General features: G+C 68.1%; 9 protein-coding genes. 6 read left to right on the top strand and 3 right to left on the bottom strand.

What is annotated here, in order from left to right; all coding sequences use genetic code 11:
* The first annotated feature begins 314 nt into the window (after positions 1 to 314).
* A complete protein-coding gene (treS, locus tag AB0O58_RS20890) occupies positions 315 to 2495 on the top strand; it encodes a maltose alpha-D-glucosyltransferase (RefSeq protein ID WP_027495653.1) in 2181 nt (726 codons plus the stop codon).
* Between the two features lie 41 nt (positions 2496 to 2536).
* Positions 2537 to 3100: a hypothetical protein gene (locus AB0O58_RS20885; protein ID WP_032375008.1), complete on the top strand. Its 564-nt coding sequence runs from the start codon at positions 2537 to 2539 to the stop codon at positions 3098 to 3100.
* Here the strand turns inward: AB0O58_RS20885 and AB0O58_RS20880 are convergent.
* The 3 genes from AB0O58_RS20880 to AB0O58_RS20870 form a co-directional block, all read right to left on the bottom strand.
* Positions 3089 to 4549: a dynamin family protein gene (locus tag AB0O58_RS20880; protein ID WP_027495651.1), complete on the bottom strand. Its 1461-nt coding sequence runs from the start codon at positions 4547 to 4549 to the stop codon at positions 3089 to 3091. The two genes, AB0O58_RS20885 and AB0O58_RS20880, sit on opposite strands and share 12 nt — an antisense overlap.
* The gene (locus tag AB0O58_RS20875; RefSeq protein WP_288124214.1) at positions 4546 to 6354 is read right to left on the bottom strand and encodes a dynamin family protein; all 1809 of its coding nucleotides are present in this window, start codon (positions 6352 to 6354) and stop codon (positions 4546 to 4548) included. Before AB0O58_RS20875 ends, AB0O58_RS20880 begins: the two co-directional genes overlap by 4 nt.
* 213 nt (positions 6355 to 6567) lie before the next feature.
* Positions 6568 to 9156: an IniB N-terminal domain-containing protein gene (locus AB0O58_RS20870; RefSeq protein ID WP_366238724.1), complete on the bottom strand. Its 2589-nt coding sequence runs from the start codon at positions 9154 to 9156 to the stop codon at positions 6568 to 6570.
* A 256-nt stretch (positions 9157 to 9412) separates the two neighbouring features.
* Here AB0O58_RS20870 and AB0O58_RS20865 point away from each other — a divergent pair, with 256 nt between their 5' ends.
* From AB0O58_RS20865 to AB0O58_RS20850, 4 genes are all read left to right on the top strand, one after another.
* Positions 9413 to 11158 (top strand): Hsp70 family protein, encoded by a 1746-nt coding sequence (locus AB0O58_RS20865; protein ID WP_027495648.1) that lies wholly within the window; start codon positions 9413 to 9415, stop codon positions 11156 to 11158.
* Positions 11159 to 11165: 7 nt separating this feature from the next.
* On the top strand, positions 11166 to 13637 hold the full coding sequence (locus AB0O58_RS20860; protein ID WP_366238723.1) for a helix-turn-helix transcriptional regulator: 2472 nt from the start codon (positions 11166 to 11168) through the stop codon (positions 13635 to 13637).
* A gap of 121 nt (positions 13638 to 13758) precedes the next feature.
* On the top strand, positions 13759 to 14928 hold the full coding sequence (locus AB0O58_RS20855) for a hypothetical protein (protein ID WP_366238722.1): 1170 nt from the start codon (positions 13759 to 13761) through the stop codon (positions 14926 to 14928).
* On the top strand, positions 14925 to 16577 hold the full coding sequence (locus AB0O58_RS20850) for a hypothetical protein (RefSeq protein WP_366238721.1): 1653 nt from the start codon (positions 14925 to 14927) through the stop codon (positions 16575 to 16577). The genes AB0O58_RS20855 and AB0O58_RS20850 overlap by 4 nt, the downstream gene beginning before the upstream one ends.
* The last annotated feature ends 31 nt before the right edge of the window (positions 16578 to 16608 follow it).

The following is a 16608-nucleotide window of genomic DNA, read 5'->3' as shown; positions in this document are numbered from 1 at the left end:
ACAACTCCTGTGGCTGAGGGGATGTGACCCGTGAGTCTGATGTGACTGAAGGGACAGTTGGTACTTCCCCACTATGACCTATCCGATTCAGACATTCCACACCAGGCGGTCTCGATTCGATGACGTTCGCATATCGAACAAAACCGGTCGGGCCGAATGACATTCGTGTGATTCGGCCGACGCTCACCGATCGACGGGACGGGCCCGGCGCGCCCACACGCTAGGTTTCGCTGGTCGAAGAAGAGGGGAACCACAACCCTGCGGATCGGCCGCGCCCTACGTAGGGTTGAGGAAAAGCGAGGCTACGGAGGCACATGGATCCCGAAGTGCAGCACGAACCGAGCGAGATCACCTACGACGAAAAGTTCTACCCGGCTCGGCCGAAACCGCTTCGTCCGTCCGTGCGTCGTGCGAACCGAAGTAGTGGTCCCACACCCGACAGCGAGCCGGTCGCGTCCAATCCCGAGTACGTGGACTGGCTGACCGAACAGTCGATGCTGCGAGATGCCAAGCTCATTGCCGAACAGCTGTCGGGCAAGGGCAGCATGTGGCAGAACCCGTATGCCGATCCCGACCCGCGTGCTGCCGTCGAGCGAGCCCCCGTCTGGTTCACCGCCTACCCCATCTCGGTGATCAACGCTCCGCAGACCAGCTTCCTGAGCACCCTCGGTGACGAGAAGTTGTGGCAGGCGTTCTCCGAGATCGGCGTCACCGCCGTGCACACCGGACCGGTGAAGGTGGCGGGCGGCATCCACGGGTGGCGTCCCACCCCGTCCGTCGACGGCCACTTCGACCGCATCGGTATGCAGATCGACCCCGCCTTCGGATCGGAAGAAGAGTTCCGACGCCTGTGCGTCGTGGCTTCCGCGTACGACGGCATCGTCATCGACGACATCGTTCCCGGCCACACCGGTAAGGGGGCGGATTTCCGGCTGGCCGAGATGGCCGTCGCCGATTACCCCGGCATTTACCACATGGTCGAGATCGAGCCGCAGGACTGGCACCTGCTGCCGCGTGTGCGCGCCGGTGCCGACTCGCAGAACATCGACGCCGAGGCCGAGGCCAATCTCGCTCGTGCCGGCTACATCATCGGCCAGTTGCAGCGAGTGATCTTCTACGAGCTCGGTGTCAAGGAAACCAACTGGAGCGCAACACCTCCCGTCGTCGGTATCGACGGCGTCGAGCGGCGTTGGGTGTACCTGCACTACTTCAAGGCCGGTCAGCCGTCCATCAACTGGCTCGACCCATCGTTCGCGGGAATGCGTCTCGTCATCGGCGACGCCTGCCATTCGATCGCCGATCTCGGTGCCGGCGCGTTGCGCTTGGACGCCAACGGTTTCCTCGGCGTCGAACGGCGTGCAGAGGGTCCGGGCTGGTCCGAGGGACACCCACTCTCGGAGGCCGCGAATCACCTGATCGCCAGTGTGGTGCGCAAGATGGGTGGGTTCACCTTCCAGGAGTTGAACCTGACGATCGACGACATCAAGGCCATGGGTACCAACGGTGCCGACCTGTCGTACGACTTCATCAACCGCCCGGCCTACCAGCATGCGTTGGTCATGGGGAACACCGAATTCCTCAGGCTCACCATGACTTTGGCTCGCGATCACGGTGTGGACACCGCGTCGCTGGTGCACGCGCTGCAGAACCACGACGAGATGACGTTCGAGCTCATCCACTTCGCGACACTGCACGCAGAAGACGAGTTCGCCTACGGCGGCGAGTCGGTCAAGGGCTGCGACCTGGGCGATCGCATCCGCGGTGAACTCACCGATCGCCTCACCGGCCGCTGGGCACCGTACAACCGAACGTTCACCACCAACGGAATCGCCTGCACCACAGCCAGTGTGATCACCGCGTCGCTCGGCATCCGCGATCTCGATCGGATGGACGAGCAGGACATCGAGACCGTCAAACGTGCGCACCTGCTGCTCGCCATGTACAACGCACTCCAGCCCGGCGTGTTCGCACTGTCCGGCTGGGACTTGCTGGGCATCCTTCCGATCGCCGCCGACGAGGTCGAGGATCTCATCAAAGAGGGCGACACTCGCTGGCTCAACCGCGGCGCACACGACCTGATGGGGTATTTCCCCGACGCCGTGCGCTCGGAATCGGGCATTCCCCGTGGACGCAGCCTGTACGGTTCGCTACCGGAGCAGTTGGCCGACCCCCAGTCGTTCGCTCGGCAGCTGGCTCGAATCATCGAGCTGCGCAACAAGTACGGAATTGCCACGGCGCAGCAGATCGACATTCCGACGGTCTCGCACAAGAGCCTGCTGGTGATGGTGCACGAACTCGGCCAGGGCACCATCCAGGCCACGGTGCTGAACTTCTCGTCCGACGAGATCAGCGCAACCATTCAGTCCAAGCACCTGGTGCCCGGCACCTGCGCCATCGATGTGTTCGACGACAACGAGATCGCGACGGTCGACGAACTGCACAGTTTCCCGATGAACCTCGGTCCGTACGAGGGCGTCGCGGTGGTGCTGCGATGAGAGAGACGACGCAGCACCGCTGACGGATAGACTCCTGCACCGTGGCCGAAGAACCGAACGATCCGACAGCGCACAGGCCTCGGCCTGCCCGACCGCAACCACCGCGGCCGGAGCTGTCCGTCGAACCTCTTCGGCCACGACAGGAATCCACCGCAGACTCCCGTCTGCCGAAGATCGCGACCGGACTGTGGGCGGCGACCGCCGCATTGATCCTGGCGCTGGCCGCCGTCATCGCGCTGAACTGGAACGTCGTTCTGTCGGGCGTCGAAACCGCCGTGGCTCAGCAGGATTCGACCGCAAGCGCCGCAGACGTCCGGAACACGGCGTCGGCCACCCTCATCTCGAGCGGTGCTGCCGCCGCCGTGCTGGTACTGCTCGGGTTCGTCTCGTTGAACCTGCTCCGCGGCGCAGCCACGTCGTCCAAAATCTTGATGGGCGCGGTAGGAATTCTGACCATCGGGGCGGCCGTCACGTTCTCGACCTTCGTCTCCGACGCCTCGGCCCTGCTCGGCGGCGTGCTGCAATGGGGTCCGTTCGTCGTGGCAGGCGCTGCCGCAGCCGCCACGGTCGTCGCGCTGCTACCTCGACGCCCCTCACGTCAGTGAGGCGAGAATCCCTTCGGCACTACGTGCGGCGAGGGCACACGAATTCGACGTGAACCGGTCCAGAAGCGGATGCTCCGAGAGGGATCGCCACTTACGCACCGCAGCCAGTGCCGTGTCGCGCTGCTGAGTGTGCCCCGCATCGGGCGGCAGATCGAGACGCTCGGTGGCGGCGATACCGAAGCCGCCGATGATGCGCTGCAGATCGAGCAGTCCGCCGTCGGGCAATGTCGGTGTGACCGAACGCAATCGGCCGAGCAATCGTAGTTCGGCAAACCCGTGCACGTCGGCGAGCATCCGGCCGGCTTCGGTACGCAGCGCATGCGACTCCGGCCGGAACTCCAGAATTCGTTGCAGCGCAACCAGAGCCGAGTGCAGCTTCAGCTGATCCGCACGCTGGCCGAATTGCACGTCGATCACCGATCGAAGTTCGGACAGTCCACTGCGCTCGACCAGGTCGGCCGCCAGCGTCGGCGAATCACGCACACCGAGCCGAATCAGCGTCACGGCCATCCGAATCCCGAACAAGCCGAAGCGGTCGACGATGCTGGCGCGCAGGGCGGCATCGACGGGCAGAGTACTCTCCGCCCGCACGAACCGATCGGCCGAGAGCATCGCCAATTGCAGATCCTCGGTCGGTACCGTCGCGAGCATCTGGAATGCGGCGAACTCGCTCTGCCGCAACGTCTCTGCTCCCAACGCCAACAGCCCTGCCACCGGGACGACAGCCTGGCACAGCCCGGTGGCTTCGAGCTCGGACGCGAACCGCGCCGCAACCTCTTTGGCCGACATCATCGCGTCCATACGGCCCGAGCCGACCTCGTCGGCCCGGGAGACCACCCCGATGACGCCGAGCGGCCCGGAATCACCGCCGACGTGTGCCCCGATCTGCCCGAGAAACGAGACGTCCGTGGCATTGAGGGTGCGCAGCAGGTAGACCACCGCGTCGGCCCCCGACGACGAATTCTCGGGGGTCAGCATCGCCAACGTGCGCGCCGAGACATCGCGAGAGAGCGACGAGGTGCCGGGTGTGTCGATGATCGTCGTTTGTGCCAAAGTACTCGCCGGCCATTCGACGTCGAGCCGGTCGACCTGCGCCGCCGTCAACGCACCGAGATCGAACGTCAGCCGCCCGTCGCGTCGTTGCACCGGAACGTTCGCCGCGCGATCGCCGTCGTACCAGGCCGTCACACTGGGTGAGACGCCGTTGCGATACCACGTGACGACCTTGGTGCATTCGGTGGCGTCGGTCGGCGCAATATCCTGCCCGACAAGCGAATTGAGCAGAGTGGATTTGCCGGCCTTGAGCGATCCGGCGAGCGCGACCCGGAGCGGCTCGTCCAACCGGTAGAGACATTCGTCGAGCATCCAGGACGCCTCCGCGTCGCCGGCGTACGTCGACCGCGCTGCCGAGATCAGATCGCGCGCTCGGGCCAGTGCCGTCACGCTCATACCGCGACGTCCTTCACCAGACGCGTTGCGCGAGCATTCAATTCCGAGACAAGTCGCATGTCGTTCTCCAGCCTCGCGATCCGGGCGGTGCGATCGGTGTTGTCGGCGGCAGCGGCTTCCTGCGCCGAGCGCAACGACTCGTTGAGCGAACGCAATGTCTGCTCGGCGATCGAGGTGAAGTGATCTCGCAGCACCCGCTGCATCTGACGCAGCCGATCCTTCGACTCCTTGCCCACCTGGAAGCTGACGTCGTCGGTGAAGCGGCGAATCGCCATCTTGGCCTCGGAACGACGCGCCTTGACGCGATTCTCCTTGTCTTCCTTGTACGCCTTGGTGCCGAGCAGTACGCCTGCTCCGATCGAGATCGGATTGAGCAGACTCAGCCCGACGAACGTGGTGATCAGACCGAACATCAGTACGCCGCCGTAGGATCCACGCATTCCGACGAGCACTTTCTGCGTGATACCCACCCGACCCGACTCCAGATCGGCCAGGGACGTCACGGGCTCGAGCACATTGTCGAGATCGCCGAGATCGAGATCGGGCAGGGCCGCCGCGCCGGACGACGCGAAGTGCTCGGCCACCAACTCCGACAACCACAGCGCCCGCTCGTGCGCCCACACGAAATTGTCGCCCACCGACGCGGCAATCTGCTCTTCGAGCCATTCGCCCAGTTGCGGCCAGTCCTTCCCCGGATCCCCCTCGTCGACGGTTTCCTCGGCCTCCCGGGTGACGCGTCGCAGTCGGTCGCGCAGGTCGTGATCGATGTCCGACGCGAGATCTGCGATTCCGTCACCGAGCGTCTGTTGCCACTGCGAGGACCTCTTGTGCAGTTCCTCGGCGGCGGACTTGGCGCGCTGGAGCCCGGCGACCGCGGCGGCCGCGCGCTCCGGATCCTTCAGCGCCGCAAGCTCACTGCCGAACGACAGTGTCAGGTGCTCGGTCACCGAGCGGACATCGAGGGATACCGATGCGCGAGCCAGCACGTCGGCTCGTGCCACCACGTCGTCGCGCAGAAACGCGTACAGCTGCTGGAAGCCGGATTCGGCATTGAGTTCCTCGTCGTTCAAACGCACTGCGTGCGAACGCAACAACGACGACACCGGCAGCATCTGCACGCTGATGCCTGCACGGTCCAGATGTCCACGGTTGGCCTCGACGATCTGCCGCCAATGGGGATACAGATCGATCTTGGTGATCAGCACCGCCACAGCCGGGCACAGACCCTGCACCTGCCGCAGGAACGCCAATTCCGGCTCGGTGAATTCACGAGAGGCATCGGACACGACGAGCACGGCATCGGCCGACGGAATCAGACCCAATGTCCCTGCCGCATGGGGGTTTCCGTGGCCACCGACTCCCGGCGTGTCGACCAGCACCAGGCCGTCGGCGAGCAGTGGGCTCGGTACCGCGATGTCCAGCCGCAGCACCTCCCGGCCCTGAGCCCGGGGACTCGCCGGAGTGACCGTGGTGATCTCTTCGAGCGGTACGTCGACCCGAATCGGTTCGTCACCGGGATTCGCGAGCACGAGCTGCGCGGAGAAGCTGTCCGCGTTGGACACCACCGTCGGAATCGCGGTGGTCTCGTCGTCGCCCACCGAGCACACCGTCAGATTCAGCAGCGAATTCACGAACTGGCTCTTGCCCTGTTTGAGGGGTCCGACCACGATGATGCGACGTCGAGGGTCGAGCACACGCGACTTCGCTGCCTCGACTCGATCGACCAGATCGGATCGTCCCGCCGATGTCGCTACCTCCGCGGTGCGATCGAGCAGCTCGGCCAGTTCCGTAGATTGCCCGTCCATACCTGTGTCTCCACAACCCATCTCGTCGACTCCCGCGAACCCAACTCGTCCCGCAGGCCGCACCCGCACGAATGGTCATTCCGCAGGCTCCACCCGCACGAATGGTCATTCCGCAGGCTCCACTCCAGCAACTCTAGCGACGACTCGGCCCCGAGTGTCGTTGAACACTCGGGGCCGACTCGTCACTTCGTCACCTGATCACAGGCAACTCGATCAGGGGTTCAGCGGGTCGATGTCGTGGTCGACGGTCAGCGAGTGGCCCAGCGAATCTGCTGCCGAATCGACCGATCCGTGCAGGTTGCCGCCGGTCTCGCCGAACAGGTCCGTGCTGCTCTCGCTCTGTCCGAAGACGTCGGAGTCGACGCTCGACCAGCCCGTGCCCGATGCGTTCGCGCTGGAATCGAAGGAGCTCGCGGACTCGAAAGATCCCTCGGCTCCGGACTGCACTGCACCGGTGACCTGGCCACCGAGCTGCGCGGCGGAGTCAAACCCGCCGGCCACGGAACCCGCAGCGTCCGCACCAGCATCCAAACCCCCGCTCACCGTGGAGGCCAGTCCGCCGCCGATCGAGCCGCCGGCATCCAGTCCGTCGCCGATGTTCGACGCGATCTCGCCGCCCACCGAGGTTCCCGCGTCGACGACGCCGCCCACGGTGCCCTCGAGTCCTCCGGTGACGTTTCCGGCCAGGTCACCCGCGGCGGAACCGGCGAGGTCACCTGCCGATTCGAGTCCTGCACCGACCTGCGTACCGGCGTCGATTCCGCCGTTCACAGCGCCGGTCAGAGTGCCTTCCAGTCCTGCACCGGCCTGCGCTGCCGCGTCGATTCCGCCGTCGACGGCACCGGTCAGGGTGCCTTCCAGACCCGCACCGGCCTGCGCGGCTGCGTCGATACCGGTCGAGACACCGCCCTCGACTCCACCTGCAACACCGCCTGCGATTCCGCCGCCGAGGCTGCCGAGTCCGGCCAGTCCGCCGGTCAGGCTCGTGCCCGCGTCGACGAGCCCGTTCAGTCCACCGGCCACGTCGCCGCCGACGTTGCCGACCGCCGCCAGGCCGCCGGTCACATCTGCTCCTGCGCTACCGACGGCCGCGAGGCCGCCGGTGATGCCTGCGCCGACGCTGCCGACTCCAGCGAGGCCGCCCGTCAGGCCGCCGCCGAGGCCACCGAGTCCGGCCAGGCCGCCGGTGAGGTCTCCGCCGACGCTGCCGACTCCAGCGAGGCCGCCGGTCAGGCCGCCGCCGAGGCCACCGAGTCCGGAGAGGGTGCCTTCCACGGTGCCGGTGAGATCGGCACCTGCGGACACGGCCGTGTCGACCGCACCGGCCAGCTGAGCGCTGAGATCTGCACTCGCGCCGAGTGCTGCTCCGAGGTCGAGTGTGGCTCCGGCGTCGACGATCGCTTCGACGGCCGTGCCGAGCTGTGCGCCGGCAGCGCCTCCGACACCGAATGCGGTTCCGAGAATTCCTTCGAGGCTGCCCGTCACTCCGCCGGTCAGTGCGCCGGTGATTCCGCCGGTCAGCTCACCCGTCAGCTCACCCGCCAGTTCGCCGGTGATGCTGCCACCGATGCCCAGACCGGCACCGAGGGTTCCCTCGATGGCGGTGTCGATGGCCGTGGCCAGGTTTCCGACGACTCCGGCGTCGAGATCGAGGACGCCGCCCAGGGCGCCGCTGACGACCGTGCCGATGTTGCCGCCGGCTGCGAGGAGTGCGTCGACGTCGATGTCAGCGAGGGCACCGGCGTCGAGTACTGCACCGAGTGCGGTTCCGATGGATCCTGCGATGGCACCGTCGACGGCGAAGAGTCCGCCGAGGCTGCCACCGATGCCACCGGCGATGTCGCCGACGAGCGCGGCTCCGGCTTCGGCGGATCCGCTGAGGGCTGCTGCGATGTCTGCGGTGAGGTCCGCACCGACCGTTCCGAGTCCGACGAGAGCGCCGCCGATGCCTGCGGTCAGCGCGGTGCCGAGGCCGCCGACGATGTCCAGGCCGGCTCCGGCGTCGAGCACGGACTCGAAGACGCCACCGACGGCAGCGCCCAGTTCGGCTCCGACGGTTCCGCCGACTGCGAAGAGGGCACCGAGCGCGCCGGACAGTCCGCCCTGGATGTCGGCCAGCGCGGCGAGGTCGACTGCGCCGGTGGCACCGATCGCGGCGTCGAGGGCTGCCTGCAGCTGCGCTGCCAGGTCGGCGCTGATCTCGCCGCCGATGCCTGCGCCTGCTCCGATGAGTCCGGTGAGCGCAGCGCCGAGTCCGACCGTGCCGCCGAGAAGGCCGTCGAGGTCCAGATCGATTCCGCCACCGAGTCCGCCGCCGATGCCCGCACCGGCACCGATGAGTGCGTCGAGAGCGCCACCGAATGCGGTGCCGAGTTCGAGGCCGATCTGACCACCGACGGCCAGAGCTGCAGCGAGAGCTGCCTGGAGCGACGCTTCGATCTCGCCCGCCACGTCGATTCCACCGGTCAGCGCGCCACCTGCGGCGAGCCCGCCGCCGGCTACCGCTCCTGCGGCAATGCCGAGTCCGGCCGACAGTCCGCCGCCGAGGCTCGCGCCTCCGGCGAGTGCGCCGTCGAGGCCTGCGGATCCGCCTGCACCCAGGATGGCGGAGAGCTGGCTGCCTGCACCGGCGAACAGTCCCGACTCGGCGACCAACGGGGCCACCGCGACGATGTCTGCGTGGGTGACGCCGCCGAGGCCGGCAGCGGCCAACGTCGTCTCGGGGTTGGCGCAGTAGGCAGCAGCGGCGTTGTCGTCGCGCAGCAGGCCGAGAATGAAATCGAGTACGGCGTTGGTAGCCATGTGAGTCTCCTTGACGAGTGATGCTTCGTGGTTGATCACAAAGCTATGGTCCGCAGAGCCCCCGCCCAACGGGGACGATCCCCCTACTCCCCCGGGGGCCGCCAGGGGACTTGCATTAGGGGATCTGAGCGCTTTAGGGGATTTACCTCGTTGCACGCTCTAACCTGCTGTGAGACGTAACGAATCGCGGCACCGAGCCGACAGTGCGGGTAACGGCGGTGGGAACCAGGGCAGTGAGACAAGAAGGTGGCGGCAGATGAACGCAGGGCTCGGCATACGGATCGGAACTGTGACGGCTGTCGCCGCCCTGGATACCGACCCGGTGACCTCGGTGGTCAAGCGTTCGGCCCTCGATCTTCGTCCCGGTGCGGCCCCCAGTCTCGCCGACCTGTGGGACCGCTCGACGCGCCATCTCATCAGTGGGTTCGCCGATCGCGTCGGTGACCCCGTCGAACTGATCGACGACGACGGCCGCAGTCACCGCGCCGAGGACCTGTACGCCACCGCCACTCGTGCCCTCGTCGCCGACGTCTCCGCCGGTGTCGACTCCTCCCCCTCCCTGGTGGTCACCCACCCCACACGCTGGACCGCCTACACCGTCGAGGTGCTCGGCGAAGCGCTCGATCGCGCAGGCCTGACCGACGTCACGCTCGTTCCCGAGTCGGTCGCCACGATGCGCTGGCTCGAAGTCACCCGTGGAACCCAGTCCGACGGTCTCGCGGTCGTCTACGACCTCGGCGCGACGGCTCTCGACGTCACGCTGATGCGGACCGGGTCCGACGCAGGCGTCGTCGGAACCGGCGTTCATTCGCAGGAGTTCGGCGGCGCTCAGTTCGACCACGAGATCATGCAGTACGTACTCGACACCGTCTCGGGCAGTCAGTCGTTCGAGTTCGATCCCTTCGATCCCGACACCGTCGGTGCATTGGTCGAATTGCGCGCCCGCTGCGGCGAGGCCAAGGAACAGTTGTCCTACGACACCTCCACGTCGCTGACGGTGGACCTGCCGGGGCTGCACACCGAAGTACGACTGGTCCGCGCGGAGATCGAAGACCTCGTTCGCGCATCGCTGCTGGCCTCCATCGGCGTAGTACGTGACGCGGTCACGGCCGCAGGCCTCGAGGTCACCGACATCGATCAGGTGGTGCTGACCGGCGGCAGCTCGGCCATCCCGCTCGTCGCCGAGCTCGTCTCGACCGAACTGCGAGTACCGGTCGTGGCCGGGCCGCGCCCCGAACTGACCGTCGCGATCGGCGCCGCAATCCTCGGCAGCGACATCGCCGACGCCACCGCCGCGGACGACGCAGCAGCATTGGCTGCGGTTCCCGCCGCGACCGCCGTTGCCGCGCCGATGCCCCGTCCCACCCCGCGGCCCGCCCCGACCCCGACGGCAGTGGCGTCGGAATCGGGAATGTCCGGACGCAAGAAGGCCGGCCTGGTCGCCGGATCCGTCGTCGTGCTTGCCCTTCTCGCGGGCGGCGGACTGTCGGTCGGAACGGCCCTCACCTCGGACAACACCACTCCGGCCGAATCCAACGCCGAGATCTCGAGCACCGAGACTCCCGGCAGCACGGCCGCTGTGGCAGAAGTCGGGTCCACGACCGGGCCGACCGGTTCTGCAGCAGTCGGCTCCACGGGTGCACCCACCACGGTGGTCAACGCCGACGGCAGTGTCACCCAGATCGATCCGGCCACCGGGGCTCCTGTTGCCGGGGCACCCGTCGCCGGAGCGCCGGCCGCGGTCCCCGGCCAGAACGGGGCCGCCACCGTGCCGACCATCCCGTCGATCGCCGCACCGACGGTGCCCAACTATCAGCCCCCGGCCGTGCAGGTCCCGCAGGCACCGCAGTTCACGCCACAACCACTACCGACGTACCAGGGCCCGACCCTCGGCGACGTCGGGCAGGGCGTCGGGCAGGGCCTCGGCGGTGTCGTCGGAGGTGTGGGTCAGGGTCTGGGTGACGGACTCGGCGGGGTCGTCGGCGGCCTGACCGGTCGATAGACCGACCGTGGCCAACAGCCCATCCGCTCTCGTCGGCGTCGAGCGCGCCGATCGATTCGTTCGTGACGCGTCGTCGAGCACCGGTGTGCATGTTGTCGTCGGGGTGAACGGCTCCGGTCGATCCGCGGTGCTCGGTGCGGTCGCGGCCGCCGCGACGACGGTGCATGCGGGCAGTGTCACCGACGCGCCGTCGGGTGCGACGGTTCTGGTCGACGACGCCCATCTGTTGCCGGATCACCGCGTGGACGAGATCGCCGCTGCGGCAACCCGTTCGGACATCACGCTGGTTGTCGCCACGGCCCCGCGCCGATACGATTCCCGGATCGAGAAGCTCGTTGCGTCCGCAGGTGCCGCTCGCCTGACGCTGGTACCGCTGGACAAGACGTCGATCGCAACGCGGGCAGCCGCAGTCGCTCGGCCGATCTCCGCGTCACTGGCGAGCGCGATCGCAAAGTCCACCGGAGGGCTTCTCGTCGCCGTCGACGCGGCACTGGCCGCGCTCGGGGGCGAACGGTCCGACCCCACTCCGCTGCGCGCGGTCACCGAATCGGTTGCCGAGCAGCATCGCCGGATACTTGTCGACACCACCGACGACACCCGCGCCGTGCTGCTCGCCGCTCGCTTCGGCGTCGTCCCGGACCCGGCTACGGCGGCGCAGCTCGTGACGCGGCCGGCCGACGCGGAGACAGTCGTCGATATCGCCTGCAGCTCCGGTCTTCTCGACGCCACGGGCGCGTTGATTCCGTCCGCCGAAGGTCCCCTCACCGAGATGATCGGGGAGCGTCGATGCCGGGTGCTGCTCGACCGCATCACCGAGGTTGCGGCGCAATCCGGTCTGCTCGACGCCTCGGCCGCGCGAGCGTTGGCAACGCACGGGGTCGTACGCGCCGACCTTGCTGATTTCCTTGCTGGACAAGGCGATTCGACTTCCGCCGACTCAGCGGGCGTGCTGTACGACGCGGCAGCAGCAGCGGGATTCGACCCGTCGGCGCTCGCGGCCCGCCGGGCGGAGGTGGCCGCCGCGACCGGACACCTCGACGAGGCAGGCCGTCGTGCCGACGAGATCCTCGATGCGGCCAACGATCACACGCAGGCCGATCTACGCACTGCGGTCAGGGTCTCGGCGTCGATCGCCGCGCAGCGTGGAATGGTCTCGCGCAGTGCGCAATTGTTCGCCTGGCTCGGGACGGATCGACTCGGAACCGATGCGGTGTGGGCTGCCTTGTCGGCCGCTGCCGCCGGCGACCGCCCTGCTGCCGACCGCGCACTGAGTGTCGTGGCATCGCTGGCACCGACGTCGAGTACGGCGTCGGGCGCGTTGCTCGTCGACGGGGTCCTCGGTTCGATCGACTCACGCAGCGCTGCGGCGTCGAGTGCGGCGACGAACGCGCTGATGCGCGCGGTCACGTTGACGGCCGCGCCGTCCGATCGTTGGTGCGCTCCGGATTCGGCAGCCGCGGTGGCCGCTCTGCATGCCGTGCACTGCGGTGATCTCGCCCGCGTCGACTCCGTCATCGCTCGTGCGCTACCCGAGCTGCGGCCGGGATCCGAGGCCCACACGCGGCTCGTTCTCATCGGCGGCTGGGCGGCCATGCTGCGAGGAGACGCCGCGCAGGCCTGCCACCTGGTCGACCCGCTCGAGATCCCCGACTCGCACGTGCGCAATCACCTGTTCCTGCACGGCATTCGAGTGGGGTTGGCCCGCAGGTCCGGGGACGCCGGGTCTCTCGTCACGGCGTGGACCCAGGCGCAGAACGTCGTCGCCGCGTACTCGGTCGATCTGTTCTCTCTCTTGCCCCTCGGCGAATTGGTGCTGGCCGCAACACGAGTGGGCCAGTTCGATCGCGTCGAGCACCTCGTGTCGCAGGCAACGACGCTGCTCGCCGCGTTGGGCGATCCGCCGGTGTGGGCATCGGCGCTGCATTGGTATCAGGTGCAGGCCGCCATCGTGGCGCAGACGCCCGAAGCCCTGGTGCCGCACGCGAAGGCCCTCGCGTCCGCCGCCCCGACGCACCCGTACAGTTCCGCACTCGCCGCGGCGGGGCGGGCGTGGCTCGGCGTTCTACAGGGCAGGCCCGACGCCGCCGAGGTCGAACTCTCGGCGCGCACCCTCACCGCGTTCGGCCTGCCGTGGGACGGTGCCCGGTTGGCGAGCGAGGCCGCGCTGACCGTCGCCGACACCGCCACGGCCACCTCGTTACTGCACATCGCCCGGTCGTTGCGTCAGCCCAGCTCGCATCAGCGGGAGACCGACGGGACGACGCCGCAGCCGTCGGGATCTCTGAGCGAACGCGAGGCCGAGGTGGCCGAGCTACTGGTTCTCGGCGTCACGTACCGCGAGGTGGGCAGCCGGCTCTACATCTCCCCGAAAACCGTCGAACATCATGTGGCTCGCATTCGCCGCAGGCTCGGAGCCGGGTCGCGCTCGGAACTGATCTCGATGCTGCGGGCGATGGGCTACGGAACATCGACCACCTGACTGCGGCACGCTGATGCCCCCTCCTGCGGGTGTAACTGTGTGAGGATCCGAAGCGACATAACGACCGAACATCGACTCCGAGCCCAGGACAGGTAGATATCCCCATGACCGAGCAGCCCGCATGACCGAGCAGCCCGGCGGGGCGAGTATCGGCGCACCGGACGTCGGCCTCTATCTGGACGACGAGCAGGCCGTCGCGGCCGTGTCGCACCCCATCGCGCCCGGCCCCTCCCTGCATCTGGCGTCCCTGCACTCGACCGTGCTCAACACTCACCCCGACGGCACCGTCTCACTCGGTGACGCCACCGACAACGACTCCGAGGCGTACACGCACTTCCTCGACGCGCTCGGCGACGGCGTCACCGGGAGCCGGGGCACCGTCTTCCCCGCCGAACAGCTGACGTCGATGGCGCTGCTGTGCCTGCTCACCGAGGTGGCGTCGTCGATCGATCTGCGCCCCGGCGATCTCGCTGCGGCCGCCACCTACCCGGCCCGCTGGACCGCCGAGCAGGTGTTCGCCCTGCGTGCGGCCATGAACGGGCACGGGTTGGCGCACGTTGCGCTCGTATCGGAAGAGGAGGCGCTGGCCGCCTGGAACTCGTCGATGCGAGCAACCATGGAGAAGAAGGACACTGCCGTCGCCGCGGCTCGTGGTGCAGCGCTTCTGGCTGCCCGGTACCCGGTCGACGCCGTCACCGAACGCCTCGCCGTCGTCGGCGCACCGACCCGCGCCGACCGTCGTCCCCTGTTCACCGCCCCACTGTTCGCCGCCGCGGCGTTCGCAGCGGCGCTGACGGTCGGTGCCGATGTGATCGCATTGCAGCTCGGCACATCCGCCGACACCCCGGTGCCCACCATCGAGAACGCTCAGGTCGCGCCCCCGACGACGACGTCGGGAATCCGGCCGGGTGGGCCGATCGACTTCCCCACTGCCGTCGTCGAACCGGCAGCCGAACTCGTCCCCGCCGTCCCGCCCGCACCGATCATCACGCCGGAGACCACGACCACGGCTACGGACCCGACCCGAGAGCGACGCTCCGAACGCGACGCGGCCGAGGTCGACACGCGACCCGCCGTCGACCTTCCGGAGGCCACCGAGACCGAGGACCCCACCACGACACCGCCGACCGACGACGAACCGGTCGGACCCGAGCTGCCCGACGACGACACCGCCGAGGACCCGCCGAAGCCCGGCCCCGACGAGAACGCCGGCGAGAACACCCAGGCCGGACGTCTCGCTCCGCCCCAGGGCCAGGCTCCGGCCGGAGCTACGACGGGCGGCACTCCATGAGCGGTGCCGGGCATCTCGGAATCACGATCGGAAACACCAGGTCCGTAGCGGTGTATCGCGACTCGACCGCGTTCGAACCCACCGTCGTCGTACTGCCGACGACACTGAGATTCGACGACGACGGCCGCGCCCATCTCGGAGAGTCCGTCGACACCGCGCCGTTCACTCGCTTCGTCGATCTGGTCGGCAAGCAAGAAGATCTCGAACCCGATGCCGACGCGTATCGCGCCGAGGATCTGATGGCCAACGCCGCCAACTGCCTCGTGAGCATGTTCTCCGAGACGTCCGAATCGGCGTCCACGCCCGTCACGACGATGACGTACCCGACGCGATGGCCACGCGAGAACATCGCTCTGCTGCGCGACGCCCTCGATCACACCGGTCTCACCGACGTCGCACTGGTTCCCGAGGCCAAGGCCGCGAGCGCTTTCGCGCAGCCGAGCCCGGGGGCAGCAGTCACCGTGATCGACATCGGGGCCACCGGCACGGACATCTCGACGTACCCGGGCGGCGGCACCGAGCGCACCACCGCCGTCAGCGGTGACGTGTTCACCGATGCCCTGTTCGATCACGTGGTGACCGATCGCGAACACCTCGACCTGTCCGACGCGGCAGTCCTGGCCTCTCTCACCGGTGTCGTCGCATCCTGCGAGCAGGCGAAACACACGTTGAGCACCGAGGACGTGGCCACGATCGCGGTGGAGCTGCCCGGCGTCTCGGATACGACGGAGGTCACCCGCACCGAGTTCGCCGACCTGATCGCGCCGACGTTGGGCCTGCTCGACGTGCCGACGACCGGCACGGTCGTGCTCACCGGTGGCAGTGCTGCCCTACCGCCGGTGGTCGCGGACATCGGCGAGCGCACCGCAGGCGCACTGCTCGTCGAGCCGCTCGCTGCGGCTCGCGGCGCACTGAACATCGCCGAGATCGAGGACGTCGACGGCAACTCGATGGTGACCGGCGCAGCGCCGGTGGTCACGCGCAACGACGGCACGGACTCTCTCGATACCGACGCGATCCCGGTGGTCGCTCCGCCGCCGCCCCTCGCGTTCTCCGAGGCGATACCGGCGGTGGCACCGGTGTTCGGCCCGTCCCAGCTGCGCTCGGAGCCCATCGTTCCGGCCGGAGATCCCGACGGTTCCGGCCCGGCAACCCAGCAGTACGCCGCAACCGCATTCTCCGGTGCGACGACCGAGAACAAGAAGGAACGCAGCGAGCGCTCGCGTACCGTCACCACGATCATCGCCGGTGCCGGTGCGGGCGTGGTCATCGTTCTCGTCATCGCAGCCCTGAGCGGCGTGTTCAGCAGCGGACCCGCGACGACACCGCCCACCGTCACCGACGCCGGATCACCGGTCACCACCTCCGCGCGGGTGCCCTCGACCGCACCGACCACGACGACCGCACCCGCGGCTGCTCCCGAGGTGGTGCGGGAGCCGACGGCCGAGGAGTACACCCCGCCCCAACCGGCTCCCCTGCCTGCGCCGCCGCCCGCGCCGGAACCGACACCGGCACCACCTCCGGTGGTCACGACACCACCCGTCGCGGTGACCACCACTCCGCAAGCAACGACGCCGACGGAAACGACGACGACCACCACCACCACCACGACTACGACGACCACCTCAGCGACAGTCCCAGCGTCCTGACCAGGGCGAACACTGGTTCAGTTGTGCATGC

Origin of the sequence: Rhodococcus sp. NPDC080181, from assembly GCF_040702225.1 — a bacterium.
GTDB lineage: Bacteria > Actinomycetota > Actinomycetes > Mycobacteriales > Mycobacteriaceae > Rhodococcoides > Rhodococcoides fascians.
The sequence above is the reverse complement of the archived record's forward strand: the minus strand, read 5'-3'. Positions and strand labels throughout refer to the sequence as shown.

Coding starts and splice junctions, on each gene's coding strand:
- AB0O58_RS20850 (WP_366238721.1), top strand. CDS start 14,925: ATGAGCGGTGCCGGGCATCTCGGAATCACGATCGGAAACACCAGGTCC.
- AB0O58_RS20870 (WP_366238724.1), bottom strand. CDS start 9,156: ATGGCTACCAACGCCGTACTCGATTTCATTCTCGGCCTGCTGCGCGAC.
- treS (WP_027495653.1), top strand. CDS start 315: ATGGATCCCGAAGTGCAGCACGAACCGAGCGAGATCACCTACGACGAA.
- AB0O58_RS20855 (WP_366238722.1), top strand. CDS start 13,759: ATGACCGAGCAGCCCGGCGGGGCGAGTATCGGCGCACCGGACGTCGGC.
- AB0O58_RS20865 (WP_027495648.1), top strand. CDS start 9,413: ATGAACGCAGGGCTCGGCATACGGATCGGAACTGTGACGGCTGTCGCC.
- AB0O58_RS20875 (WP_288124214.1), bottom strand. CDS start 6,354: ATGGACGGGCAATCTACGGAACTGGCCGAGCTGCTCGATCGCACCGCG.
- AB0O58_RS20880 (WP_027495651.1), bottom strand. CDS start 4,549: ATGAGCGTGACGGCACTGGCCCGAGCGCGCGATCTGATCTCGGCAGCG.